The organism is Nocardioides sp. (assembly GCF_035703625.1).
In the GTDB taxonomy this organism is placed as follows: domain Bacteria; phylum Actinomycetota; class Actinomycetes; order Propionibacteriales; family Nocardioidaceae; genus Nocardioides.
Genome location: NZ_DASSXS010000153.1, coordinates 1 through 24,060 on the forward strand (window position 1 = coordinate 1; position 24,060 = coordinate 24,060).

General features: G+C 70.9%; 29 protein-coding genes and 1 pseudogene. 9 read left to right on the forward strand and 21 right to left on the reverse strand.

Annotated features, from left to right (window positions below):
- The coding region (locus VFN12_RS07390) for an FGGY family carbohydrate kinase (RefSeq protein ID WP_325117987.1) at positions 1-721 on the forward strand (721 nt) is incomplete at its 5' end.
- Positions 722-826: 105 nt separating this feature from the next.
- On the opposite strand, the gene VFN12_RS07395 is transcribed toward VFN12_RS07390, so the two are convergent.
- From VFN12_RS07395 to VFN12_RS07450, 12 genes and pseudogenes are all read right to left on the reverse strand, one after another.
- Complete coding sequence (locus VFN12_RS07395) at positions 827-1,747, reverse strand: hypothetical protein (protein ID WP_325117988.1); 921 nt, start codon at positions 1,745-1,747, stop codon at positions 827-829.
- 277 nt (positions 1,748-2,024) lie between these two features.
- The gene (locus VFN12_RS07400) at positions 2,025-2,909 is read right to left on the reverse strand and encodes a hypothetical protein (protein WP_325117989.1); all 885 of its coding nucleotides are present in this window, start codon (positions 2,907-2,909) and stop codon (positions 2,025-2,027) included.
- Between the two features lie 57 nt (positions 2,910-2,966).
- Positions 2,967-3,266, reverse strand: a complete 300-nt coding sequence (locus tag VFN12_RS07405; RefSeq protein WP_325117990.1) for a gas vesicle protein K — start codon at positions 3,264-3,266, stop codon at positions 2,967-2,969.
- Positions 3,263-3,478: a gas vesicle protein gene (locus VFN12_RS07410; protein WP_325117991.1), complete on the reverse strand. Its 216-nt coding sequence runs from the start codon at positions 3,476-3,478 to the stop codon at positions 3,263-3,265. The genes VFN12_RS07405 and VFN12_RS07410 overlap by 4 nt, the downstream gene beginning before the upstream one ends.
- Complete coding sequence (locus VFN12_RS07415; RefSeq protein WP_325117992.1) at positions 3,475-4,251, reverse strand: GvpL/GvpF family gas vesicle protein; 777 nt, start codon at positions 4,249-4,251, stop codon at positions 3,475-3,477. The genes VFN12_RS07410 and VFN12_RS07415 overlap by 4 nt, the downstream gene beginning before the upstream one ends.
- Entirely contained in the window at positions 4,244-4,582 is a 339-nt protein-coding gene (locus VFN12_RS07420) for a gas vesicle protein (RefSeq protein ID WP_325117993.1), read from the reverse strand. The genes VFN12_RS07415 and VFN12_RS07420 overlap by 8 nt, the downstream gene beginning before the upstream one ends.
- The gene (locus VFN12_RS07425) at positions 4,579-4,998 is read right to left on the reverse strand and encodes a gas vesicle protein (RefSeq protein ID WP_325117994.1); all 420 of its coding nucleotides are present in this window, start codon (positions 4,996-4,998) and stop codon (positions 4,579-4,581) included. The genes VFN12_RS07420 and VFN12_RS07425 overlap by 4 nt, the downstream gene beginning before the upstream one ends.
- Before the next feature lie 3 nt (positions 4,999-5,001).
- Positions 5,002-5,256, reverse strand: coding sequence for a gas vesicle protein GvpG (locus VFN12_RS07430; protein WP_325117995.1), 255 nt, complete (start codon positions 5,254-5,256; stop codon positions 5,002-5,004).
- Between the two features lie 18 nt (positions 5,257-5,274).
- Complete coding sequence (locus VFN12_RS07435) at positions 5,275-6,012, reverse strand: GvpL/GvpF family gas vesicle protein (protein WP_325117996.1); 738 nt, start codon at positions 6,010-6,012, stop codon at positions 5,275-5,277.
- Positions 6,013-6,215: 203 nt separating this feature from the next.
- Positions 6,216-6,422, reverse strand: a pseudogene (gene gvpJ, locus VFN12_RS17565) (gas vesicle protein GvpJ); the annotation flags it as partial.
- A 3-nt stretch (positions 6,423-6,425) separates the two neighbouring features.
- Entirely contained in the window at positions 6,426-7,424 is a 999-nt protein-coding gene (locus VFN12_RS07445; RefSeq protein ID WP_325117998.1) for an SRPBCC family protein, read from the reverse strand.
- 5 nt (positions 7,425-7,429) lie between these two features.
- Positions 7,430-8,155 (reverse strand): hypothetical protein, encoded by a 726-nt coding sequence (locus tag VFN12_RS07450; protein WP_325117999.1) that lies wholly within the window; start codon positions 8,153-8,155, stop codon positions 7,430-7,432.
- A 200-nt stretch (positions 8,156-8,355) separates the two neighbouring features.
- Here VFN12_RS07450 and VFN12_RS07455 point away from each other — a divergent pair, with 200 nt between their 5' ends.
- A complete protein-coding gene (locus VFN12_RS07455) occupies positions 8,356-8,658 on the forward strand; it encodes a hypothetical protein (protein WP_325118000.1) in 303 nt (100 codons plus the stop codon).
- Between the two features lie 2 nt (positions 8,659-8,660).
- On the opposite strand, the gene VFN12_RS07460 is transcribed toward VFN12_RS07455, so the two are convergent.
- The 4 genes from VFN12_RS07460 to VFN12_RS07475 all read right to left on the reverse strand — a co-directional run bounded on the left by VFN12_RS07460 (position 8,661) and on the right by VFN12_RS07475 (position 11,946).
- Positions 8,661-9,296, reverse strand: a complete 636-nt coding sequence (locus VFN12_RS07460) for a response regulator transcription factor (protein ID WP_325118015.1) — start codon at positions 9,294-9,296, stop codon at positions 8,661-8,663.
- Between the two features lie 61 nt (positions 9,297-9,357).
- Positions 9,358-9,873 (reverse strand): flavin reductase family protein, encoded by a 516-nt coding sequence (locus VFN12_RS07465; RefSeq protein WP_325118001.1) that lies wholly within the window; start codon positions 9,871-9,873, stop codon positions 9,358-9,360.
- Positions 9,874-10,093: 220 nt separating this feature from the next.
- Positions 10,094-11,146, reverse strand: coding sequence for a MacS family sensor histidine kinase (gene macS, locus VFN12_RS07470; RefSeq protein ID WP_414690016.1), 1,053 nt, complete (start codon positions 11,144-11,146; stop codon positions 10,094-10,096).
- 71 nt (positions 11,147-11,217) lie between these two features.
- The gene (locus VFN12_RS07475; RefSeq protein ID WP_325118002.1) at positions 11,218-11,946 is read right to left on the reverse strand and encodes a lysophospholipid acyltransferase family protein; all 729 of its coding nucleotides are present in this window, start codon (positions 11,944-11,946) and stop codon (positions 11,218-11,220) included.
- A gap of 111 nt (positions 11,947-12,057) precedes the next feature.
- On the opposite strand from VFN12_RS07475, the gene VFN12_RS07480 reads away from it, so the two are divergent.
- The 3 genes from VFN12_RS07480 to VFN12_RS07490 are packed head-to-tail and all read left to right on the forward strand — an operon-like array spanning position 12,058 to position 14,503.
- Complete coding sequence (locus VFN12_RS07480; RefSeq protein ID WP_325118003.1) at positions 12,058-12,825, forward strand: alpha/beta hydrolase; 768 nt, start codon at positions 12,058-12,060, stop codon at positions 12,823-12,825.
- A 14-nt stretch (positions 12,826-12,839) separates the two neighbouring features.
- Complete coding sequence (locus VFN12_RS07485) at positions 12,840-13,238, forward strand: hypothetical protein (RefSeq protein WP_325118004.1); 399 nt, start codon at positions 12,840-12,842, stop codon at positions 13,236-13,238.
- 23 nt (positions 13,239-13,261) lie between these two features.
- Positions 13,262-14,503, forward strand: a complete 1,242-nt coding sequence (locus VFN12_RS07490; RefSeq protein WP_325118005.1) for a TIGR00300 family protein — start codon at positions 13,262-13,264, stop codon at positions 14,501-14,503.
- A 41-nt stretch (positions 14,504-14,544) separates the two neighbouring features.
- Here the strand turns inward: VFN12_RS07490 and VFN12_RS07495 are convergent, their stop codons facing one another.
- Genes VFN12_RS07495 through VFN12_RS07515 form a run of 5 tightly spaced genes read right to left on the reverse strand, consistent with a single transcriptional unit; the run spans position 14,545 to position 18,470 of the window.
- Positions 14,545-15,489: an ROK family protein gene (locus VFN12_RS07495; RefSeq protein WP_325118006.1), complete on the reverse strand. Its 945-nt coding sequence runs from the start codon at positions 15,487-15,489 to the stop codon at positions 14,545-14,547.
- A 5-nt stretch (positions 15,490-15,494) separates the two neighbouring features.
- On the reverse strand, positions 15,495-16,436 hold the full coding sequence (locus tag VFN12_RS07500; protein ID WP_325118007.1) for an ROK family glucokinase: 942 nt from the start codon (positions 16,434-16,436) through the stop codon (positions 15,495-15,497).
- Positions 16,433-16,858: a hypothetical protein gene (locus tag VFN12_RS07505; RefSeq protein WP_325118008.1), complete on the reverse strand. Its 426-nt coding sequence runs from the start codon at positions 16,856-16,858 to the stop codon at positions 16,433-16,435. Before VFN12_RS07505 ends, VFN12_RS07500 begins: the two co-directional genes overlap by 4 nt.
- The gene (locus VFN12_RS07510) at positions 16,855-18,024 is read right to left on the reverse strand and encodes an ArsA family ATPase (RefSeq protein WP_325118009.1); all 1,170 of its coding nucleotides are present in this window, start codon (positions 18,022-18,024) and stop codon (positions 16,855-16,857) included. The genes VFN12_RS07505 and VFN12_RS07510 overlap by 4 nt, the downstream gene beginning before the upstream one ends.
- A gap of 8 nt (positions 18,025-18,032) precedes the next feature.
- A complete protein-coding gene (locus VFN12_RS07515) occupies positions 18,033-18,470 on the reverse strand; it encodes an SRPBCC family protein (RefSeq protein ID WP_325118010.1) in 438 nt (145 codons plus the stop codon).
- A gap of 85 nt (positions 18,471-18,555) precedes the next feature.
- Between VFN12_RS07515 and VFN12_RS07520 the strand changes: the two genes are divergently transcribed.
- The 4 genes from VFN12_RS07520 to VFN12_RS07535 all read left to right on the forward strand — a co-directional run bounded on the left by VFN12_RS07520 (position 18,556) and on the right by VFN12_RS07535 (position 24,023).
- Positions 18,556-20,340 (forward strand): AMP-dependent synthetase/ligase, encoded by a 1,785-nt coding sequence (locus VFN12_RS07520; RefSeq protein WP_325118011.1) that lies wholly within the window; start codon positions 18,556-18,558, stop codon positions 20,338-20,340.
- Between the two features lie 169 nt (positions 20,341-20,509).
- Positions 20,510-21,250, forward strand: a complete 741-nt coding sequence (gene cpaB / locus VFN12_RS07525) for a Flp pilus assembly protein CpaB (protein WP_325118012.1) — start codon at positions 20,510-20,512, stop codon at positions 21,248-21,250.
- Positions 21,251-21,256: 6 nt separating this feature from the next.
- On the forward strand, positions 21,257-22,438 hold the full coding sequence (locus VFN12_RS07530) for an AAA family ATPase (RefSeq protein ID WP_325118013.1): 1,182 nt from the start codon (positions 21,257-21,259) through the stop codon (positions 22,436-22,438).
- A 7-nt stretch (positions 22,439-22,445) separates the two neighbouring features.
- Entirely contained in the window at positions 22,446-24,023 is a 1,578-nt protein-coding gene (locus VFN12_RS07535; RefSeq protein WP_325118014.1) for a CpaF family protein, read from the forward strand.
- Positions 24,024-24,060 lie beyond the last annotated feature (37 nt).

The window sequence follows — 24,060 nt, forward strand, 5'->3', positions numbered from 1 at the left end:
CGTCGGCGACTCCAAGTGCACCTACGGCACCGGCTCGTTCATCCTGACCAACACCGGGACGACCCTCGAGCGCTCCGACGCCGGCCTGCTCTCCACCGCCGCCTGGCGCTCGCCCGACGGGGAGCTGACCTATGCCCTGGAGGGCGCGATCTTCGTGACCGGCGCCGCCGTCCAGTGGCTTCGAGACGGCCTGCAGATCATCGGTTCGGCAGCCGAGACCGCCGCCATCGCCGCCACCGTCGACGACAGCGAGGGGGTGGTGTTCGTCCCGGCACTGACCGGCCTGGGCGCACCCCACTGGGACCCGCACGCGCGCGGACTGCTGATCGGCCTGACCCGCGGCACCACCCGCGCCCACATCGTCCGCGCCACCCTGGAGGCGATCGCCTTCGAGGTGCGCGACGTGCTCGCGACCATGCCCGGTGCGGCCGGCTCGGCGCTGCGGGCCGACGGCGGCGCCAGCGCCAACGACCTGCTCTGCCAGATCCAGGCCGACCAGATCGACAGCCCGGTCGAGCGACCGGAGATCGTCGAGACGACCGCGCTGGGAGCCGCGTTCCTCGCCGGGCTGGGCAGTGGCGTCTGGTCCTCGACCGACGACCTGCGCGACACCTGGCAGCTCGACCGCCGTTTCGAACCCAGCGGCTCCCGCGATGCGGCCGACGCCGCGCACGCGCGGTGGACCGAGGCGGTGTCCCGGTCGAAGGGCTGGGCCGACTGAGCTGGGCCGACTGAGCTGGGCCGACTGAGATAGTCCGTCACGAAACGCTCCAGATCGGACCGTCCGGCGGAGCTCTTGGTGACGGACTACCCGAGCTGGGGATCGCTAGGCGGCACGGTGTCGGAGCAACCGGGCCCGTTGCGACTCGGTGAGGGCGCGGCGCTGCGCCACGGTCAGCGTGGGCGTCCACCATGCTGGAGGCTGGATCGTCCAGCGCCGCTGATCCTCGGGGAGCCGCAACGCGCGCTCACGCGCGGCGATCATGCGTCCGACGAGCAGCGGCCGGTTGGACGAGTCGCCCGCCAGCACGGTGAGGCACTCCAGCCCGACCTGGCGGAACGCCTCCTCACGTCGTACGTCGCGCACACGCCGCGTGCCCTCCAGGTGCATGGCGCCGTCGTACTCCACTGCCACGCCCGAAGTTGGGTCGAGCAGGTCGGGCGTGCCGATGTGGTTGCCAACCCGATCGAAGACCGGGACGTTCGCCAGTGGCCGCGGCAGGCCGGCCTCGATCTCCCAGGTCAACCGGGTTCCTACCTCCTGCGGCGACCACGCGTTCTCGTCGGCCAGAAGGATCCCCTTGCGGCACGCTGGCATCCCGGTCCAGCCAGAGAGACCCGCCCTCGGTGCGAGCCCCGCGTAGGCGACCAGCTCGTCCTTCGACACGAGGTCGTTGAAGGCGGCCATGTCGAAGGCGGTGACCGCCTGCCGGAGGCTCGCGGCGTATCGCATCGCGAACGCCACCGACCGCACCGGGATGGTCACCGGCAGTCCGTCGACCTCGATCACGTCGTGGGGCGACAGGCGCTCTTCGCAGAGAGAGATCCCCTGCTGCTCCCTGACATTGCTCCACATCGCGAGATCGACGGGCAGCGGTTCGCCCGCGGCGTCGGCCCCGTGGAACCACCTGCCTCCCAGCCACCTCAGGGCCGCCCAGCCCGTCACGGCACCACCACCCGGCGGGATCAGGGCGGCTGCTTCGACAATTCTCTGCTCGACCCTGGTCGCGTCGATGCTGCTCGGCACGTAGAACCCGTGACTGCTGCGTCGCCATTGGGACCCCTTCGCCTGCCCGCGGGTCGGTCCGGTCCGCCCCGCCGGATCGAGCCGTACCGGAGCAATGAGCCCCGGACGATCTGGGTGGAAGGGCGGTGGTCGGAAGTGCTCTGACATGCCGGGAGGTTGCCCAGTTCGCGGCTACCGCCGCCCGGTTGTCCACAGGGGTCGCTGCCGACCCGTCGAGGGGATAGTCCGTCACGAAAGGCTCCACATCGGGCGATCAGGTGGAGCTCTTCGTGACGGACTATCGCAATTTGGCCAGGGCGGTGGCCGCCGCGTCGCGGTCCCTGGTCGCCGACGCCACGGTCGACTCGGCCTCGGCCCGCACGTCCTCGGCGTCGGCCAGCTCGTCGTCGACCTCCTCGAACCGCGCCTCCAGCTCGGCGACCTTGCCCCTGAGCTCGTCGAGCTCGGCCTGGAGCTGCATGCTCCGGGCCTCGAGGTCCGCAACCTCCTTGCCCGCCTCGTCGAGCGCCGCGGACGCCTCGGCCAGCCTGCTCTCGGCCCCTTCGAGCGCCTGTCTGGCCTCGTCGCGCGCCTTCTGGTCCGCCTCCGGATCGGGTACGACGTGCAGCTCGGGCGGCGCCTCCTCCTCCGCGGCACGCGGACTCGCCGCGAACCCCAGCGCCTCGGGCGCGGCCACGGCGCCGGCGACATCGGCCACGTCGATCCCGGTGCTGGCGAGGGCGCTCACCAGCAGGCCGCTGCGCACTGCCCGCGCGCACTCCTCGTCGACCATGGCCGCGGTCAGCGTGGCCTCGACCTGGTCGGCCACCGCCGGGGTCACCTTCACCCCGAGCCCCGAGGCCACCGCGCGGGCGCGGGTGGTGACCGCCGCGGTCAGCTGCCGTCGCTGACGGGTCAGTGCCCGGAGCTCGTCCCCCTTCAGCCCGGACTGTGCTGCCCGCAACGCCTCCCCCATCGCCAGCACCTGCTCGACCTGCTCGGTCTCGTGGCGCACGAGCTGGTTGACCACCCACGCCGCCACCGACGACTTCCTCAGCTTCTTGACCTGGGCCGAGAGTTCACTGCCCTTGAGCTCCCTGGCCCTCGCGTCCCGAGCCGGGGTGAACTCCCCCGGCGCCAGCCCGTAGAGCTCGTCGGCGATGGCCAGCAGCTCCACACCCATGAGGGGATCCTAGGAGCACGCAGCCGGACTCGTGCCCAGGTGTCGAGAGAGCCTCGCTCAGCGGCCGGGCGGTTCGAGCAGGGTGCCCAGTGGCCCGAGGTCCAGGTTGAGGTCCGCCGCCGAGAGGTCGAACTGTTCGCGCAGGTCCGTCATCGCCTGCTCCAGGCGCATGAGTCCGACCCCGAGGTCCTCCACCTGGTCGTCGTCGAGGTCGCCCTCGTCGACGCGGCGGATGGCCTGGCGCTCCATGAGCTGACGGACCAGCTCGATGATGGTGAGCACCAGCTTCATCAGGTCGCGCTGCACCCCCTCCGGATCGGTCTCGATCCGCTGCGGGAGCGCGTGCCGGCCGCTCACCGGCCCGCCTGGGCCATCTCGGCGCGGACGGAGGTGATCAGCGCATGCAGGCGGATCTGGACCAGGTCCACGCCCGACAGCGAGATCGTGACGTCTCCGGAGATCACCACTCCGGCGCCCAGCAGCCGGTCCAGCAGGTCGACGAGCGCGACCTCCGGCTGGACCCTGCCGGAGTGGGTGACCTCGGCTTCGGCACCGTGCGCCAGGCTCACGAGTCCTCCAGCCGGGCGAAGGAGTACGGCGCCCAGGGGCCCGCGGACTCGACCCGCACCCCGGGCTGGTCGGTGGCCAGCTCCTCGATCAGGGCCTGGAAGCCGGCGGTCTCCGTGTCCGGGACCAGGTAGGCGCCGTTGAGCACCATCTCGCCGACGTGGCCGGTCAGCCGCCGGTCCTGCGGTGCGAGCCGCTGGCTGTCCGCCGCCGCGGCGGTCAAGCGTTCGTGGACGGCCTCGGCGGCGCGGACGCCGTCCTCGACCGATCGGTTCCGGGCCTGCGCAGCGGCGCGGCGCCCGAGGAGGTACGCGCGTCCGGCACCGGGCCCCTCCGGGACCGGTGTGCCCGGAGCCGGGTCGGGCGCCGCGGGGGCAGGGTCGGCGTAGACCTTGACGCTCCACTCGCGGGCGTCCCGGATCCGGTCCAGCGCCTGCCGTGCCGGCCGCTGCCACTCGACCAGCCGGTCGCGGACCCCCTGCTCGGAGAGGAAGATCGTCGCCAGTCGCAGGGGTGCGGTGGGTGCGAGGTCGGCGACCAGCCGTACGACCCGGTCGTGAGCCGTGGCGACGGCCTCGAGCCAGGCGAGATCCTCCAGGTTGCGGCGCAGCCCTTCCTCGCCGAACTCGGCCAGGTCCACCTCGCTGACCACCGCGACCAGCCCCTCGTGCTCCACGGTGCGCAGTGGCCCGCCCTCGATTCCCGTCTCCTCGGCGAGATTCTCGCCCGCCAGGTCGCCGGCGAGGGCGTAGCAGTAGAGGCCGGACTCAATCATCCCCGGACTCCAGCTCCCTCACTCGCCGCTTGAGCTGCTCGTTCTCCTGCGCGAGGTCACCGGTCCCCCTCGAGCTGAGCATGGGGTCGTTCTCCCACCAGTCGATGCCCATCTCCTTCGCCTTGTCGACCGACGCGACGAGGAGGCGGATCTTGATGGTCAACAGCTCGATGTCGAGGAGGTTGACCTTGATGTCCCCCGCGATGACGATGCCCTTGTCCAGGACGCGCTCGAGGATGTCGGCCAGGTTCGCCGGCTGCGGCTGCTGGCGGGCGACGCCGTACCCCGTGCGCGCCTCGGTCCTGGCCGGCTGGCCCGTCTGCGCCGTCATCGGTTCGCCTCCGGGTCGTCACCTGAGTGTCCGCGGGCGTAGCGCCGCTGCCGGCGGTAGCCCATGAGGTCGCCGGAGCTGTCCGCCTCGACGAGGTAGAGGGCCAGCATGTCCGCGGAGTCGGGGATCCGTCGGCTCTCCACGACCTCGAGCTGGATGGTCCAACCGTCGTCGTTCCTCTCGATGGCGGTCACGCTCTCCGGGATCTTCCCGGTCAGCTCCGCCAGCTGCTCGGCGATCCTGCCGGCCACCTGCATGGGCTTGGGGCGCGGTCGCGCCTCGGCCCGGGCCCGCGGCTTCCGGGCCTGGCCCTGGCTCTTCCTGGCGGGCTTCCCGGTGGCGCTCGCCTGTGACCGATTTGCCGCAGACTTCTTCGCCGGTGCGGTCCTCTTCGTGCGCTTCGCGGCTTCCGCCATGTCCTAACGGCCCTCCCGTTCGTCTCGGAGACGTCGACCTTCCATCAGTCTCTGCACCAGCTCATCCTCGAGCCGTTCGGCCTCCTCCTTCGAGATCCTGCCGTCGGCGAGCGCATCGTCGACCTCCTGCAGCTGACGCCGGATCACGTCCGGGTCGTAGAACTCGCGCTCCGCCTGCTCGAGCACCACCTCGGCGACCTTGACCGTGCCGCGCACCGGTGCCAGCGGCAGCCCGAGCAGCCCGGTGATCAGACCCATCCTCGGTCACCCATCCCTTCAGTCACCGGGCACGAAGTCGTACGGCGCGATCGGGCCGAGCATCCGCATCCGTACGCGATCGCCGAGATCGCGTGCGAGTGTCTCGGCCGCCTCCTCGAAGGCATCGCGGCTCTCGTCTGCCACCAGGCAGGCGACCTCGACCAGGCCGTCCATTCCGCGGCCCTCCTTGACCACCGTGGCCTCCGAGTACGGCGACACCGCGTCCACGACGACCACGCCGTCCTGGTCGCGCTTGGCCTGGACGGCCTGCGCGACCAGCTCACCCATGCGGATGCGGTCGGGGTGGCCCAGATCCTCGGGGAGCGCCGACGTCTGCTCGCGCAGCGCAGCGACGTCCGGGCGTTCGCGGACGACCTCGGTGAGCACCACGTCGAGGTCGTACCGCGCGCTGAGCGTGTACTGCGCATGGTGGTCGAGCTCGGCCAGGAGCTCCGTGAACTCCTGTTGCATGGGAACCAACAGGTCGTCCGCCACGGAGTCCTCGTCCGTCAGGACCGTGCCGAAGCGGAGCGGGACCACCGCACCGCTGAGGGCCATGGCGTTGAGCACGCTGCTGTGGGCCACGAGGTCCTTCCGCGTCCCGATCGGTCTGGAGGGATCGATCCCCTCCACCACAGCGGCCAACACGTCCGTCCGGACGAGCTCGACGCCGTCCCCGAGGCCCGATCCTGCGACCTCGGGGTCGACCTGCGCATCGGCGCGGACGACGCCGTAGACGTAGCGGGCGTCGTTCACGACTCTTGGCGACGGCGCCGGGACGACGCCTTCTTGGTGGGACGGTCGTCGTCATCGTCCTTGTCGTCGTCGCCACCGGTCAGTGCCTTCTTGGCGCCCTTGATCACGCCGGACGTCTTGCCGCCCGCTCCACGCTCGGCCAGCTCCCCTGTCGCCTCGACCAGGTCCTTGCCGCCGTGCTGGTACAGGTCGAGCCGGTTGGTGGCCTCGGCGAACCGCAGGTAGGTGTCGACGCTCGCGATCACGATCCGGGCATCGATGGTGATCAGCTCGATACCGACGACCGAGATCCGGACGTAGGCGTCGATGACCAGCCCCTTGTCGAGAATGATCTCGATGACGTCGGCCAGCCCGCTGGGGCTGGGGCGGTCGAGGTATCCGCTTCCACCTCGATGTTGCGTGACGGTCATGGCCTACCTGCCCTTCCTGGAAGTCGACTTCTTGCGCGGACGCCGGGGCTCTTCCTCTTCGGGTTCCTCGTCGTCGTACTCGTCCTCGGGTTCCTCGTCGTCGGGTTCCCCGTCCTCGTACTCGTCCTCGGGTTCCCCGTCGTCGTACTCGCCGTCGGCGGCCTCGTCCTGCTCCTCTTGTTCTTCTTCCGCCACGACCTCGTCATGTGACCTGGTCACTTCCTCGTCGTGGATCTCGCCGCGCCAACCCTCGACCTCCTCGGGCTCGAGGAGCGTGTTCATCATGACGTGGCGGCGGAAGTGCCTGATCTCGGCGCGAGCGCGGCGACCCTGTGCCTCCCAGATGTTGCCGGTCTTCTCGAAGAGGCCCTGGGGGTAGTACTCGAGCACGACCAGGATCCTGGTCAGCCGCGGTGCGATCTCGTGGAACGTGACACAGCCGTCGACGTGTCCCTTCGCGCCCTTCGACCGCCACAGGATCGTCTCGTCCGGCACCTGGTGCTTGATCGTCGCGTCCCACGAACGGTGCGACCAGACGATCTGCGCCTTCATCGAGACGGTCGGCTCGTCCTCCTCCTGCTTGGCCGACTCCACCTTCTTCATGAAGTCCGGCCACTTGTGGTACTCGGTCCAGGCGTTGTAGGCGACCGAGACCGGGACGCCGACGTCGATCGTCTCCACGATGTTCGTCGACTTGGTCGCCTTGCCTCCGCCCCCTCCGCCGCCAGACATGCCCGGGATGATGTCCTTGGCCTTGTCCTTCAGCCCGGACAGGCCGCCCTTGAGCGCGCCTCCGACGGGCGAGTCGCCGTCGGCGGCCGCCTTCGCCCCCTCGCCCGCCGCCTTGCCGATCGGACCGCCGTCCGCGATGTCGGTCAGCTTGTCGGTCATGTCGCTGACCCGGCCGCCGACAGAGCTCATCGCCTTGTCACCCAGTGCCTTCACGACGTCCTGGAAGCTCGTCTTCAGCTCGTCGATACCGCTGTTCTTCGTGTCTGCCATCGCCATCAGCTCCTCGACCCGGACCGCGAGCTCGTGGACTTGCGAGAGCTCGTCTTCCTGGCCGTGCTCTTCTTCGCCGGCGCCTTCTTCGCCGCGCTGCGCTTGGCGGGGGCCTTCTTGGACGTGGCCTTCTTGGCCGCACCCTTGCTGGCCGCCGACTTCCTGGGCGCCGACTTCTTGGCCGCCGACTTCTTGGCAGCGGTTCGCCTGGCCGTGCGCTTGCGGGGACGCGGCGCGGGCTCTTCGTCCTCGGGCTCCTCGTCCTCAGGAGCCTCGTCCTCGGGCGCCTCGTCCTCAGGCTCTTCGTCCTCAGGAGCCTCATCCTCGGGCTCTTCGTACTCGTCGTCGGGCTCCTCGTCCTCAGGTGCCTCGTCCTCGTACTCGTCCTCGGGCTCTTCCTCGTCGTACTCGTTCCCGGGCTCTTCCTCGTCATCGTCGGCGTCCTGGTCCTGCAGAGACGCACTGATCGCCTGCAGCCGGGACGACATCTGGGCGATGGCGGCGCCCTTGGCGGCTTCGAGCAGGTTGCCGCTGATGTCGTCCTGCAGCTTGGAGAGCTCTGGGTTCTTCTCGATCAGCTCGGAGGCCTGCCTCATCAACGCCTTGGGATCGGTGGCGATGCGCTGACCCGCCAGCATGCTCCCGAGCGTGATGGCCAGCTTGAGCTTCTTCGTGCGGCCCAGCAGATATCCGCTGGCCACTCCGAACGCGATCTTTGCGGTTGCACTCATGCTTTGGTTCCCTCCCTTGACAACGACGGCGGTGAAACACCGCCGACGACCCTCCCCTTGGCGCCCGTGCCCGGATCGGGAATTCCCAAACGCGGGCAGTCACGAGTTCGTCATTGCGCGTACGCTGCGGAGATTCGGCTATCTCGCCGACGTGGGCGCAACAGTGAGCTCACCACCGTCGATCAGGGAGCAGACGGGTCATGGAGAACAGGGCGCGACGCCGGGGCCAGCAGAGACCGAGGGTCGAGCTGGTCCCCAACTGGGGCAAGCCGATCCAGTTCCGTTACACGCTGGCGCTCAATGACGCCGCGTGGCGCAAGGTGCATCCTCCGCATCTCGAAGCGGCTCTGGCCGCCGGCGAGGCAGCGATCCGCGCGACGCTGGAGACCGTCACGCCCCATCCCTACAGCGTGGCCGAGGTGGAGTCGCACGGAACGTACGCGGACGTGACCTGGGACAGCGACTGGTACGTCGACGATGACGAGGACGACGAGGACCGCTGAGCTCAGGCTCCGTCGTCGTCGAGACCCTGCTCGATGGCATAGCGGGTGAGCTCCACGCGGTTGTGCATCTGCAGCTTGCGCAGGGTGTTCTGCACGTGGTTCTGCACGGTGCGGTGGGAGATCACGAGTCGCTGGGCGATCTGCTTGTAGGACATCCCCTTGGCCACCATCTTGAGGACCTCCGTCTCGCGGTCGGTCAGCTCGGGATGGTCAGGGCCGGCCGACGGCTCGGACATGCGGCGGAACTCGCCGAGCACCAGCCCGGCCAGCCCGGGCGTGAACACCGTGTCGCCGGCCGCGACGCGTCGTACGGCGGCCAGGAGCTCCTCCCGCGACGCGGACTTCACCAGGTAGCCGGTCGCGCCGGCCTTGACGGCGTCGAGGACGTCGGCCTGCTCCCCCGACGCCGACAGGATCAGCACCCGGGCCGACGGGTCCTCCCGCAGCACCGCGGCGGTCACCTCGACGCCGTTGGGTCCGGGGATCTGCAGATCCAGGACCAGCACGTTCGGGCGGGCCGCGGGGAACCGCGCCAGCGCCTCGTCGCCGTTGGCCGCCACCCCCACGACGTCGAACCCCGCTGCCTGGAGGTCTCGCTCGACCGCGTCTCGCCACATCGGGTGGTCGTCGACCACCATCACCCGGATCGCCGCTTCCGGGGTCGCCACTTCCGGTGTCCTGTCGCTCACGCCTCGGACTCTAGTCGGTCGGCCGCACGTAGTGACCGCGCCGATGCACCAGTGGAGGCTCGTCCTCGCCGAGCTCCACCTCGTCGACGACACAGCTGACCAGGCTCGACCACCCGACCTGCTGCTCCGACTCCAGCGTCACCGCGGCCCACCCCGGCACGTCCACCAGCCGCGGGCCCCACGCACCGGACTCGAACTCGGCCAGCCGGAACGGCCCACCCGGCGCCGGCGCCACGCCGGCGAAGGCGTCGGCGAGGTCACGGTGCCGCCACCCCAGCAGGTGTACGACGGCCCGGCCCGTCCGCTGCAGCGCCTCGGCGAGGTCGGAGTCGGGGTCGAGCAGCGCCAAGAGCCTCGCCGGCTCACCTCCAGCCACCATCAGGGACGAGACGGTCAGGCCGGCCCGACCGCGGTCCGCGCCCGACGTCCACAGGGTGACCGCACCGCCCAGCCGCCCCCGGAACCGGCGTACCGGGTCCCGCTCCGACTCGGGGTCGAGGAACGGGTGGGTGTCGTGGATCGTCACGAGCCCGACCCTACGTCCGCCGAGTCGGCGCAACTGCAACGCGCAAACACCCCGACTCGGCGCAGCTGCAACGCTCAAACACCCCGACTCGGCGCAGCTGCAACGCTCGAACACCCCGACTCGGCGCAACTGCAACGCGCAAACACCCCGACTCGGCGCAACTGCAACGCAAGTGCGCCGACTCGACCAGCCCAGCGCATGCAAACGCGCCGACTCGACGTCAGCGGGGGACGACGAGCTCCCACTCGGTGCCGAAGGACCCGGTGCTCACGGAGGCGGTGCCGCCGAGGTCGACGATCCGGCCCCGGATCGACTGGGCCACCCCGAGCCGGCCCGCCGACGCGGCTTCGTCCAGCCGTCCCGCGGGGATCCCGCCACCTTCGTCGCGCACCGAGACCTCCACCCGGTCGTCGAAAGCCTCGAGGAGCACCCAGGCCGGGGCGTCCGGCCCCACGTGCCGGGCCACGTTGGACAGGCACTCACGCACCGCGGCGACCACCTCGGTGGTCCGCGCCCCCGCGAGCAGCACCGGCTCGGCCGGCGTCGAGACGCGCACCGGATGCTCGCGCTCGAGGGCGGCCAGAGCCCCCGCCAGGTCCTGGGTCGCCTCGGTGCCTCCCCCCGCCAGCGTGTCCTGCTGCCGGATGAGCGACCGCAGCGCGCTCTCCTGCTCGCCGGCGAGCCGTCCCAGCTCCTCCGCCTCTCCGCCGAGCTCCCGACCGCGGCGCTGCATCAGAGCGAGCACCTGCAGGACGCCGTCGTGGACGGCGCGGGCGAGCCGGTCCCGTTCGGCGGCCGCCGCTGCCGCCCGCTCCGCCACCTCACGATCCGACGCCAGCTGCTGCAGCACGCCGCACATGAACCCGACGACCGGGCCGCCGATGACGAGGAGGAAGACGTTGCCGTAGTTGCCCTGGTCCACCTGCTGGCGCACGCCGAGGTCGGCCGCCGCCAGCAGGAGGCCTGCGACCAGGCCGCCCAGCCACCGCCAGTGGATCGCCCAGGCCAGGAGCGCCCCCATCACCCAGAACCCGGGGATGGTGGCGCGCAGCTCCTCCCCCTTGACGAGCGGCGAGGCGAGGATCGTGGCCAGCGCCACCGCCAGGTCGGCCAGCAGCAAAGCGGGCACCCGGCGCCGGTGGTCGGAGTACGCCCAGACCGCGAACACCGTCCACGCCGCCATCACCGCGACCACGACCGCGCCGGCGCGGGGGTGCTGGAAGTTGTCGGCCCGATAGATGTTGAGCCCGATCGCGTTGACCAGGACGAGCACCCTCAGGACCGCGAGCGCCCGGAACAGCCCGTCCTCGACGGCGAGCGCGGCGGGTGAGGCGCTGGTCGGGGTCAGGACGCCCGCTTCTCGGCCTCGGGCGCGGGATCGTTGCCCGCCGCGCCCCGCTTCGCTTCCTCCTTGGCCCGGCTGGCGTACATGTCGACGTACTCCTGTCCGGAGAGCCGCATGATCTCGTACATGATCTCGTCGGTGATCGACCTCAGGATGTAGCGGTCGTTCTCCATCCCCTCGTACCGCGAGAAGTCGAGGGGCTTGCCGAAGCGCACGCACGGCCGGGTCAGCGTGCCGAACTTCTTGCCGGGCGGCGCGACCACGTCGGTGCCGACGACGGCCACCGGGATCACCGGCACCCTGGTCTCCATGGCCAGACGGGCGACCCCGGTCTTGCCGCGGTACAGCCGACCGTCGTGGGAGCGCGTGCCCTCCGGGTAGATGCCGAAGAGCTCGCCCTCCCCGAGGATCCGCCTGGCCGAGGAGAGGGCGCCCTCGGCCGCCGACGCTCCGCCCCGGTCGATCGGCACCTGGCCGGCACCCGAGAAGAACTTCCTCTGGAACCATCCCTTCAGCCCGGGAGAGGTGAAGTACTCGGCCTTGGCCACGAAGGTCACCCGTCGCGGGAGGGTCAGCGGCATGAAGAGCCAGTCGGCGTACGAGAGGTGGTTGCTGGCCAGGATCGCGGGGCCCTCGGAGGGGACGTTGGCTGCGCCCTCGACCTGCGGACGGAACACGATGCGCAGCACGGGACCGATGGCGATCCACTTCAGGAACCAGTAGAACACCGTTGACTCACCTGCCTTCCCCCGCGCGACCCGGACGCTCGAAGCCTAGACCCTCGAGGCCACCTTCCCCACCCCGCAGAAGGCTGCCGACCTTCGGGCACAATCGCGCCCATGACGACCGACTCCCACGCTGCCCCGTTCAGCGCACCGGCGCGGCCCGAGCTCACGGGCGGCCGCCGGATCGCCGTGGTGCTCAGCCACGGCTTCACCGGTTCGCCGGCCTCGATGCGCCCCTGGGCCGAGGCCCTCGCCGAGCGCGGGTACGGCGTGGAGCTCCCGCTCCTGCCCGGGCACGGCACCACCTGGCAGCAGATGAACGGCACCACCTGGGACGACTGGTACGCCCAGGTCACCGGGGCTTTCGAGAAGGCCCTCGGGGAGAACGACGCCGTGGCGGCCTGCGGGCTGTCGATGGGCGGTGGCCTGGTGCTGCGGCTGGCGGCAGACCACCCGGACCGGGTTGCGGCCGTCGTGGTGGTGAACCCGATGGTGATCACGCGCCGCAAGGACGTGCTCGCGCTGCCCGTGCTCAAGTGGCTGGTGCCCTCCTTCCCCGGCATCACCAACGACATCAAGAAGCCCGGGGTGGAGGAGCACGGGTACACCCGGACCCCGCTCAAGGCCGCGGACTCGATGTTCCGGGCCGGGCGGGTGCTCGCACGCGACCTGCACCGGATCACCGCCCCGCTCCTGGTGTTCCACTCCGAGGAGGACCACGTCGTCGACGACGCGACGGTGCCCCTGATCGCCGAACGGGTCTCCTCGACCGACGTCACCGAGCGCACCCTGCGCGAGAGCTACCACGTGGCGACCCTCGACAACGACGCCCCCCAGATCTTCGAGGAGTCGGCCGCGTTCATCGCCCGCGCCACCGCCTGACGTACCGTGGCATCGTGAGCAGACAGGACGAGGACGACGCCTGGCGCTCCATCGTGGAGAACTACGGAGAGCGCGCGGAGGTCGACCCCGCGCCGGCCGGGACCGACCCGGAGCCGGCGTACGACGCCGACGACGCCGAGGCCGAGGTCGACGACTGGAGCGAGCCCGACGACGAGCGCTTCGTCCCGCCGCCGCCCCCGCCGCTCCCCCGCCCGACGCCGGTGCGGCTCGCGGCGTGGATCGGCGTCTTCGGCGCCCCCGCGGTGCTGCTGGTGGTCATGGTGCTCGCGCTGCCCTTCCCCTCGTGGCTCGAGAAGGGCCTCGTGGGCTACTTCGTGGCCGGGTTCCTCTACCTCGTGTTCACCATGGAGCGGGGGCCGCGGGACCCCTGGGACAACGGCGCCCGCGTCTGACCCTCGTCGCTAGGCTGACGAGCGTGAGCGTCAGCGAGACCGTGGAAGTGGCCGGCCACCTCATCGACAGCGGGGTCCTCGGCCCGATCCTCGACGACATCCGCGAGTACGGCGGCGACTACGTCATCGACAAGTTCGAGGTCGGCCGCGGGGCCCACGCCCACTCGCGCGCCACCATCACCGTGACCACCGATGACGACGAAGCGCTGCAACGCCTGCTGATGCGACTGCAGACGCGCGGAGTCAACCAGGTCGACCCGGGCGAGGCGGCGGTGGCCACCGCCGAACTCGACGGCGTGTTCCCGGACGGCTTCTACTCCACCACCAACCTGCCGACGAAGGTGCGGCTGGCAAGTCGGTGGTACGACGTCGTCAATCCCGAGATGGACTGCGGCCTGGTCGTCGAGACCGAGAACGAGGTCCCCGTGCGCATCGTCACCCTCCCGATGTCCGACGTCAGGGCCGGGATGAGCGTCGTGACCGGGGCCTCCGGGATCCGGGTGCAGGTGCCGCAGGCGGCCCGGGACGACGAGACGTTCGGCTTCATGGAGTCCGACGTCTCCTCCGAGAAGCCCCAGGCCGTGCTGGTGCGTCAGGTCGCGGAGGGGATGCGGGAGGCGCGGGCCGCCGGCAAGAAGGTGCTGTGGGTCGGCGGTCCCGGAGTCGTGCACACCGGGGCGGCGCCGGCGATGGTGGCCATGGTGCGGGCCGGTTTCGTCGACGTGCTGTTCGCCGGCAACGCCCTGGCGACCCACGACATCGAGGCCGCCCTCTACGGCACCAGCCTGGGCGTCGACCTCTCCATGGGCCGCGGCGTCGAGCACGGCCACGAGCACCACATCCGCGCCCTGAACACGATCCGCAAGGAGGGCTCGATCCGGGCCGCGGTGGAGAACGGCGTGCTGGAGGGCGGGATCATGCACGCCCTGGTCGTCAACGACAAGAGGTTCGTCCTGGTCGGGTCGGTCCGCGACGACGGCCCGCTGCCGGACGTCCACACCGACGTGATCGAGGGCCAGCGGGCGATGCGGGCCGAGCTCGAGGACGTCGGTTTCTGCCTGATGGTGGCGACCATGCTGCACTCCGTGGCGACGGGCAACATCCTGCCCGCCTCGATCCCGCTCGTCTGCGTCGACATCAACCCCGCCACGGTCACCAAGCTCTCCGACCGGGGCTCGTCCCAGGCGCGCGGCATCGTGACCGACGTGGGGCTGTTCCTCGAGCAGCTCGCCGTGGAGCTGGTGCCGGAGTACCGCCGCGCCTGATCGGATCGTCGGTGGTCGAGCGAGCCGCGACGGCTACCGACTCACAAGGAGCGGCGGGCGAGCTCGGCCGCGCCGACCGCGCCGGCCTCGGGACCGAGCCGGGCCGCCAGCACCGGCGGTACGGCGCGGTGACCGGCCGCGACCACCGACCGCTCCAGCTCCACCCGCGCGGGGTCGAGCAACCGGTCCCCCGCGGCCGACACCCCGCCGCCCACCACGATGCGGTGCGGGTCGAGTGCGGCCACGAGGTTGGCCAGGCCGACCCCGAGCCAGTGCCCGACGGAGCCGAACGCCTGGCGGGCGACGAGGTCGCCGTCGCCGGCGGCGTCGGTGACCATCGGCCCGGTGAGCCGGTCCGGGTCGCCGCCGCAGGCCTCGGTGAGGACCGAGGGCTCGAGCCCGATCTGCGCTCGGGCGTAGCGGACCAGCGCGCCGCCGCTGGCGTACTGCTCCCAGCACCCCCGGCCTCCGCACTCGCAGGGCTGGCCGTCCGGGACGACCCTCATGTGCCCGAACTCCCCCGCCATGCCGTTGCGGCCGCGGAGCACCCGGCCCTCGACCAGGATGGCGCCTCCGATGCCGGTGCCCATCGTCACCACGACGGTGGTGCCGTCCCCGCCGGCCACGCCGTACGTCGCCTCGGCCACCGCCGTGCAGTTGGCGTCGTTGTCGAGCGCGACCGGGACCCCCCAGCGTTCGGTGAGACGGCCGCGCAGCTGCTCGCCCCGCCAGGGCAGGTGGGGCGCGAACACCACCCGCTCGCCGGACTGGTCGACGAACCCCGCAGCCGCCACGCCGATCGCCGCGATGTCCTCACCGTCTGCCACGGACCGGACGGCGTCGGTCATCACGTCCTCGACGACGGCGGCGTCGACGAGCCGCCCGGGGGTCCTGGCCAGCACCGAGCGCACCACGTCCCCCGTGGGCGACACCACGGCGGCGAGGACCTTGCTACCGCCGACGTCGACCCCCACGACCACCGACACGGCGGCTACCTGCGGGCCAGGTCGGCGGCGCCGATCATGCCCGCACGGTTGCCGAGCGCCGCCAGCCGAACCTCGGCGAGCGGCCGGTAGGGCAGCCCCGGGAGGTGCCGCGCGAACGCGTCCCGCAGCGGTTCGAGGATCAGGTCGCCGGCGTCGCCGACTCCACCTCCGACCGCGACGGCGGCGGGGTCGAGGACGGTCGCGAGCGCGGCGATCCCCTCGCCCAGCCACCGGCCGAGGTTGGCCAGCTGCTGGATCGCGAAGTCGTCGCCCGCCTGGGCGGCCTGGGTGATCATCGGGCCGTCGATCGCGTGGGGATCGCCGCCGGCCAGCTCGACCAGCGCGTCGGCTGCGTGTCCGCCGCCGGCGGCCGCTGCCCGTGCGTTGCGCACGAGGGCCGTGCCGCTGCCGTACTGCTCGAGACAGCCGTGCTTGCCGCAGCCACACAGCTGCCCGTCACGGACCACGCGGAGGTGGCCGATCTCGGCGCCCACCCCGAACGCTCCCCGGTAGAGCTCGCCGTCGAGGACGATGCCGCCACCGACGCCGGTGCCGACGGTGACGAGGAGGAGGTCGTCGACGTCGTGGCCGGCGCCGTAGGTGAACTCTCCCCAGGCTGCCGCGTTGGCGTCGTTCTCGATCACGACCGGGAGGTCCAGGCGAGGCTCGAGCTCGGCCCTCAGGTCGACGTTGCGCCAGGCCACGTTGGGTGCGAAGAGGATCGTCGAGCGCGTGCGGTCGACGTATCCCGCCGCCCCCACGCCCACCGCCTCGATCGGGTGCTCGGCGCGCAGGTCCGTGACCAGCTCGACGATGGCTTCCTCGATGGCCTCGACCTGCTCGGCAGGCGACTCGACCGTCGCGTGGGCGAGGACCTGGCCGTCGCGGTCGACGACCCCGCCGGCGATCTTGGTCCCGCCGACGTCGATCCCGCAGGCCAGGGTCACCGGGTCTCCTCCGGCCAGTCGCCCCCGTCGAGATCGATGTGCTCCACGCCGTCCCGCCGGGCACCACCCGCGCCCGCGTCGTGGGTGCTCGCGGCCGCGAGGATGCCGGCCGCGGCCTGCATCAGGTTCGCAGCCGCCATCGCGAGGTGGGTGCGGACCTCCGGGCTGGCGAGGCGTACGACGTGCATGGTGCGGCAGATCGGGCAGTAGGTGCACTCCTCGGCGCCCGTGGCGATGTGCTCGTTGACCTCGTGGGCGGACGCGGCCGCCTGGGAGGCCATTCCGGACAGACCGTGGCCGATGTCGGGCCCGTGGTCGCGCGCCCAGTCCGACAGTGCGCCGAAGAGCTTGACGGCCTCGTCGGCCACGCTGCCGACCTGCTCGTCCGGCCCCTCGCCCGCGGCGTCTCGGGACTCGTTCACGTGTTCCTCTCCTCGAACCTGACCTGCAGCTCCCCCTCCTCGACCCGCGCCCCGGCGACCCGGTAGCGGGCCAGGCCGGAGGGCAGCGTCAGCAGGCGACGATACGACCCGACGGTCAGCACCAGCTCGTCGCCGTTCCTGGCCAGGTCGACCTCGGCGCGCGAGACGAACGGCAGGGCGAGGGACAGCTGCGCGCCCGAGTGGTTGCGGGTGATCCGGAAGGGCCCGTCGCCTTGGGGGGCGGCGAGCGGGTCGTCCTCGCCGTAGACGTCAGCGGCGAGCTCGGCGAGGGCGTCCACCCCCACCGGTTCCCCGGAACGGTAGACCGACTGCCACACCGGCAGTCCCGCGAACGACTGGGCCACCTGCGCCAGCACGGCGTCCTGGGCCCTGACCCACCCGGCCCGCCAGTCATCGGCGCCCTCGGCCGGGAAGACCCGGTTGGCGATCACGCCGTCGACGCGGTACCCGAACAACGACAGGGTGGTGAACGACCGCCGGGCCTCCGCCAGGACGACGTTCTCGGGCGTCAGCACCAGGCGGACGCTCGCATGTGGCCCCGAGAGAAGGCTGCGGACCTCGTCTAGCTCGAAGTGCAGCCGCTCCACCGCGTCGAAGACCGACTCCTCCGGCATCGGCACCCCTGCTGCACGGGACAGGACGGGCTTGAGCGCCTTCACGACTCGCCGCTCCACCGGGAACACCCGCTGCATGTACCACCCCAGGGCCTCGGGCAGCGCGAGCAGGCGCAGCGTCTCCGCCGTGGGAGCGCAGTCGACCACGATGGCGTCCCACTCGCCGGAGAGCGCATGCAGCCGGAGCTCGAGCAGTGCCAGCACCTCCTCGGCGCCGGGGATCACGGTCATCTCCTCGGCGGCGATCGGATCGACCCCGGCGACGTCGAGCACCGACAGGAGGTAGCCCTGGATCTCCGACCAGGACTGCTCGAACCGGAGCTGGGCGTCGACCTGCTGCACGAAGAGGTTGTCGGCCACCTGTGTCGGCTCGGACCCGACCTGTGCCCCGAACGCGTCTGCCAGCGAGTGGGCCGCGTCCGTGGAGAGCACGAGCGTCCGCTGCCCCTTCGCAGCGGCGAGCGCCGACGTACCGGCGGCGATCGTGGACTTGCCGACGCCGCCCTTGCCGGTGAAGAGGAGGATCCGCACTGACCGGCTCAGAGCGACTCGACGCGCTTCTTGAGACCCTTCAGCGCGGTGTCGATCAGGATCTTCTCGCCCTTGCGCTTGAGCATCCCGATCAGCGGGATCGACACGTCGAGCGCCAGCCGGTACGTGACCTCGGTGGAGCCGTTGCCCAGGTCCCGCAGGACGTAGGCACCGTCGAGGGAGCGCAGCATCTTGCCGGAGACCAGGCTCCAGGTGACCTGCTCGTCACCCTTCCACTCGTAGGCGAGGGTGTACTCGTCGCGGATCGGCGACACGTCGAGGACGAAGAAGACCTGGTCCGCCCAGCCGTCGGCACCCTCGGCCACCACCTCGGCCTTCTTCACGCCCTTGGCCCACTCGGGATAGGCCTCGAAGTCGCCGATCACGGCCATGACAGCCGCCGGCTCGGCGTCCACGACGATCGAGGAGGTGGTCTGTTCGGCCATTTCGCGAGCGTACCGGACCTGTGCCCGCCCGCAGGACACCGGTAACCTGCCGCGTGACTTCTCGTCGGCGACCACCGGAGGCCCTGTGCGTGAGTACTCCACGCCCCTGACGATCGAGGTTCCCCGTCGAGGGAACCTCACCGATGACGTCGTCAGGAACGCCCGCGAGGCCGCGTCCGCGGTGGTGTTCAGCCGACGCGTGAACGGCCAGTGGCAGGACGTCACGGCAGCGCGGTTCCTGGGTGAGGTCAGCGCCGTCGCCAAGGGCCTCGTCGCCGCCGGGATCGAGCCCGGTGATCGGGTCGCACTGATCTCGCGTACCCGCTACGAGTGGACCCTCGTCGACTACGCCATCTGGTTCGCCGGCGCGGTGACGGTCCCGATGTACGAGACCTCCTCCGCCGACCAGATCGCCTGGATCCTGCGCGACTCCGGGGCGCGGGCCGTGATCGCCGAGGGCCAGGGGCATCTCGCCCGGATCGCGGAGGGACGGGGCGACCTGGAGCAGCTCAACCACGTGTGGGCGTTCGACGACAATGCGCTCGACGTGCTGACCCGGCTCGGGGCGGACATCTCCGACGACGACCTGGACAAGCGCCGCACCACCGCGACCCCGCTCGACCTGGCCACGCTGATCTACACGTCGGGGACCACCGGGCGGCCGAAGGGCTGCATGCTGACCCACGGGAACTTCATGTTCGAGCTCGGTGTCGCGGTCGACGAGCTCCAGGAGCTGTTCGGCGAGGACGGCGCGACGCTGCTCTTCCTGCCCCTGGCGCACGTGCTGGCCCGGATCGTCCAGGTGGGCTGTGTGAGATCCCGCACCCGGCTGGCCCACAGCGCCGACATCGCGACGCTCCTCCCCGATCTGGCCGCCTACCGGCCCACGTTCGTCCTCGCGGTGCCACGCATCTTCGAGAAGATGTTCAACGTCGCCTCCCAGCGCGCCACCGCCGACGGACGCGGCCGACTGTTCGACCGGGCCGCCGAGACCGCCATCGCGTGGTCGCGCGGGCTGGACAGGGGCGGGCCCTCCCTGGCCGTCCGCGCCCGGCATGCGGCGTACTCACGCCTCGTCTACGGCCGGCTGAGGGAGGCACTCGGCGGCTGCCGGTACGCCGTCTCCGGCGGGGCCCCGCTGGGCGACCGCCTCGGCCACTTCTACCGCGGCATCGGCCTGACCGTCCTCGAGGGCTACGGGCTGACCGAGACGACCGCCGCGATCACGGTGAACACCCCGGAGGCGCACAAGGTCGGCACCGTGGGCCGGCCGCTGCCCGGCACCGCGGTCCGGGTGGCCGACGACGGAGAGCTCATGTGCCGGGGCGGCCAGGTGTTCGCCGGGTACTGGAACGACGAACCCGCCACCGCCGAGGTGCTCGAGCGGGACGGGTGGCTGCACACCGGCGACGTCGGGGAGGTGGACGACGAGGGGTTCGTCAGGATCACCGGGCGCAAGCGCGAGATCCTGGTGACCGCTGGTGGCAAGAACGTCGCCCCGGCCATGCTCGAGGACCGGCTGCGCGCCCACTGGCTGGTCAGCCAGTGCCTCGTCGTGGGCGACGGCCAGCCCTTCATCGCCGCCCTGGTGACCCTCGACCAGGAGTCTGCCGCCGAGTGGGCTGCTGCCAACGGGAAGTCCCGGCGCGTGTCCGACCTGGCGAGCGACGCCGACCTGCGGGCAGAGATCGCGGCCGCGGTGGACGAGGCCAACCAGGCGGTCTCCCGGGCCGAGTCGATCCGCAAGTTCACGATCCTCGACCACGACTGGACCGAGGAAGGCGGCCAGCTCACGCCGAGCCTGAAGCTGAAGCGCAGTGTCGTGCTGCGCCAGTGCCGCGACGAGATCGCCGACCTCTACCAGGCCTGACGGCCGACTCCCAGCAGCCCCACGCGCGACCCGAACCACACGGGTATCACGAAATCGCCCCGCGAGGCCGGCTTTCCTCCTACAGTTGAAGTGTGCTCGTCGTGGCATCTCGGGACTCGGGGCTCGACGGCGCACTATTCACTCACCACCTCGAAGGGCTGGGCTGTCGATGAACCGCCGCACCGTACTGCTGCTTGCGGCTGCGCTCGTCGCCGCGTTGGGCACCGCGCTCGTCTTCCTCTACGTCAAGGGGGCCGACAACCGCGCCGAGGAGCGGTTCGAGACCGTCGAGGTGCTGCGGGCGGTGACCACCATCGAGCAGGGTGAGAGCATCGACGACGCCGCCACCAACGGAAAGCTCGCGCTCGAGGCGGTGGCCAAGAACGACGTCCTGCCCAACAGCCAGACCAGCACGGAGGCACTCTCCGGGCAGGTGGCGGTCACCACGATCTACCCCGGAGAGCAGATCATCTCGGACAAGTTCGGGCCGGCCGCCGAGGCGCTCGCCGCCAAGTCCGATCTGGACGTCCCCAAGAACGACATCGCCATCTCGGTGAACCTCACCGATCCCGGCCGCGTGGCCGGCTTCATCAACCCCGGCTCCGAGGTCACGGTCTTCTTCACCGGGACGCCGGGCAGCGGCATCGGCTTCTCCCGGATGCTGCTCCCCCAGGTGACCGTCCTCGGCGTGGGCTCCACCACGACCACCACCAAGACGACGACCACGGCCGAGGGCGAGCAGACCACGTCCGAGATCCCGCAGACCCTGCTGACCCTGGCCGTGTCCAAGGAAGAGGCCGAGAAGGTCCACTTCGCCGTCGCCAACGGCGAGGTCGTCCTCGGCCTCCGCACGCCGGACAGCTCGATCAAGCCCGGCCCGGGCGCCACCTTCGACAACGTCTTCAAGTGAGGTGACATGCCCGTCGTCGTCGACCAGGACACCGAGACCCTGGCCCTGCTGCTGAAAGCCGTCCCCTCGGGAGGGCACGGCATCGAGTTCTTCGACCGCCTGGAGCCCTGGCTGGCCAACCGCCCCGAGGAGTACGTCGTCGTGCTCGGGCCCCACGTCGACATCGCCGACGCCCTCTCGATGTCGAACGGGATGCGGCTCTCGCGTCCGGCAACCAGCGTCGTGCTCGTGCGCGAAGACGTGGATGCCATGGTGCTGCGGGAGGCGATGCAGGCCGGCGTCCGCGACGTCGTCCAGTCCGGCGACCCGGACGCGATCACCGATGCGGTCGAGCGTGCCTACCAGCTCTACGTCGCCCTGCGCGGCCCCGGGGGCGCGATCCACAGCGGCCGAATCGTCACCGTCTTCTCGCCCAAGGGCGGGGTCGGCAAGACCACGATGGCGGTCAACCTCGCCCTCGCCCTGACCGACCGGGGCGCCCGCAAGGTGTGCCTGGTGGACCTCGACCTCGCCTTCGGCGACGTCGCCATCACGCTGCAGCTGTTCCCCAGCCACTCGATCGAGCACGCGATCGGCTCCGAGGACTCCCTCGACGGTCCGATGCTCGACTCGTTGCTGACCCGCCACCCCGACTCGCTGATGGTGCTGGCTGCCCCCAGCCACCCCGACGTCCTCGACCGGGTGACCGGGGCGCTGGTCTCGCGGGTGCTGCGGCAGCTCCGCGAACAGTTCGACTTCATCGTGGTCGACACCGCTCCTGCGTTCGACGACCAGACCCTGACCGCCCTGGACGAGACCGACGAGTGCGTCATCGTGGCTACCCTCGACGTTCCCACCCTCAAGAACGTCAAGGTGGCCCTCGAGACCCTCGAGGCCCTCAACATCGCCCCGGGACATCGCCACCTGCTGCTGAACCGGGCCGACGACCAGGTCGGGCTCGGCCCGGAGAAGGTGGAGACGATCCTGGGCATGCCGGTGGCCGCGCTGATCCCCACCTCGCTGGACATCGCCGCCGCGACCAACGCCGGCACCCCCATCCTGGCCGCCAACCCGGGCCACGTCTCGAGTGCCGCGCTGCGGAACCTCGCCGGCAGGCTGACCGGTGAGCCCGCCGCACCCGTTGCGGCCGCGGACAGGCGTGTCGCAGGCGACGAACGGGGCGCCCGCCGATTCCGGAAGCGCAGGTGAGCAGACCATGAGCAGCCTGGGAGACCGGCTCGCCGCCGCGCGCAGGGCGCGCACCGACGAGCGAGTCGAGGCCGACCCCGACGCCGGCCTGGAGTGGGCGCGGGACACCTCGCAGCAGGGACCGTCGGTCGATCCGACGCAGTCCCACGACGACGGAGCCTTTGCCGAGGCCCCGCCGGCTCCCGTGGTGGGCAAGCGCCGCGCCGACGTCTCGTCCGAGCAGCAGCCGCCGGCAGCACATCGACCTGTGACCACGCATTCAGGTCCGCCCGCCGAGTCCATGGGTGCGCGCCGGTCGCTGCGTGCCGCTGGTGACCAGCTCGAGGAGCTCAAGGTGACCGTGCACGCCGAGCTGCTCAAGCAGCTCGGCCCGCAGCTCTACACCTCCGACATGGACCAGCAGGAGCTCGACCACCGGGTGCGCGCGGTCCTGGCTGACGTCCTGGCGACCCAGGACCGCCCGATCAGCAACAAGGAACGCAACCGGATCATCCAGGAGATCAGCGACGACATCCTGGGCTACGGGCCGATCGAGCCGTTCCTGCGCGACGAGGACGTCTCCGAGGTCATGGTCAACGGGCACGACAACATCTGGCTCGAGAAGAAGGGCAGGCTCGTGTGTGCCGACGCCCAGTTCGACGACGAGGGTCACCTGCGCCGCACGATCGACAAGATCGTCTCCCGGATCGGGCGACGGGTCGACGAGTCCAGTCCCATGGTGGACGCGCGGCTCCCCGACGGCAGCCGGGTCAACGCGGTCATCCCTCCTCTGGCGGTGGACGGGTCCGCGCTGACGATCCGGAAGTTCGCAGCCGACCCGCTCACGGTCCAGAACCTCATCGACTTCGGGTCGCTGTCCCCGCAAACCGCCGACTTCCTGGACGCCTGCGTGCGCGGCCGGCTGAACGTCATCGTCTCCGGCGGTACCGGTGCCGGGAAGACCACCACCCTCAACGTCCTCTCGTCCTTCATCCCGAACGACGAGCGCATCGTCACCATCGAGGACGCGGCCGAGCTCCAGCTCAAGCAGGAGCACGTGGTGCGGCTGGAGTCGCGACCGGCGAACATCGAGGGCAAGGGCGCGGTCACGATCCGCGACCTGGTCAAGAACAGCCTGCGCATGCGCCCCGACCGCATCATCGTCGGCGAGGTCCGCGATGCGTCAGCCCTCGACATGCTGCAGGCCATGAACACCGGTCACGACGGGTCCATCTGCACCCTGCACTCCAACGGTCCGCGCGACACCCTCGCCCGCATGGAGACCATGGTGCTGATGGCCGGGATGGACCTGCCGATGCGTGCCATCCGCGAGCAGGTCGCCTCCGCGGTGGACCTGATCGTCCACCAGGCCCGTCTCAAGGACGGCTCCCGCCGGATCACGCACATCACCGAGGTGGAGCGGATGGAGGGTGACGTGATCACCCTCCAGGACGTCTTCCTGTTCGACCACTCGGCCGGGTTCGACCGTGACGGCAAGGCCCAGGGGCGGATGCGCTCGACCGGCCTCCGCCCGAAGTTCCTGGAGAAGATGGCCCACGCCAACGTGACGGTCGATCCGATGCTCTTCGCGACGGACCGCCTCTGATGTCCGCCGCGGCCCTCATCCGGGGAGTGCTGCTCAC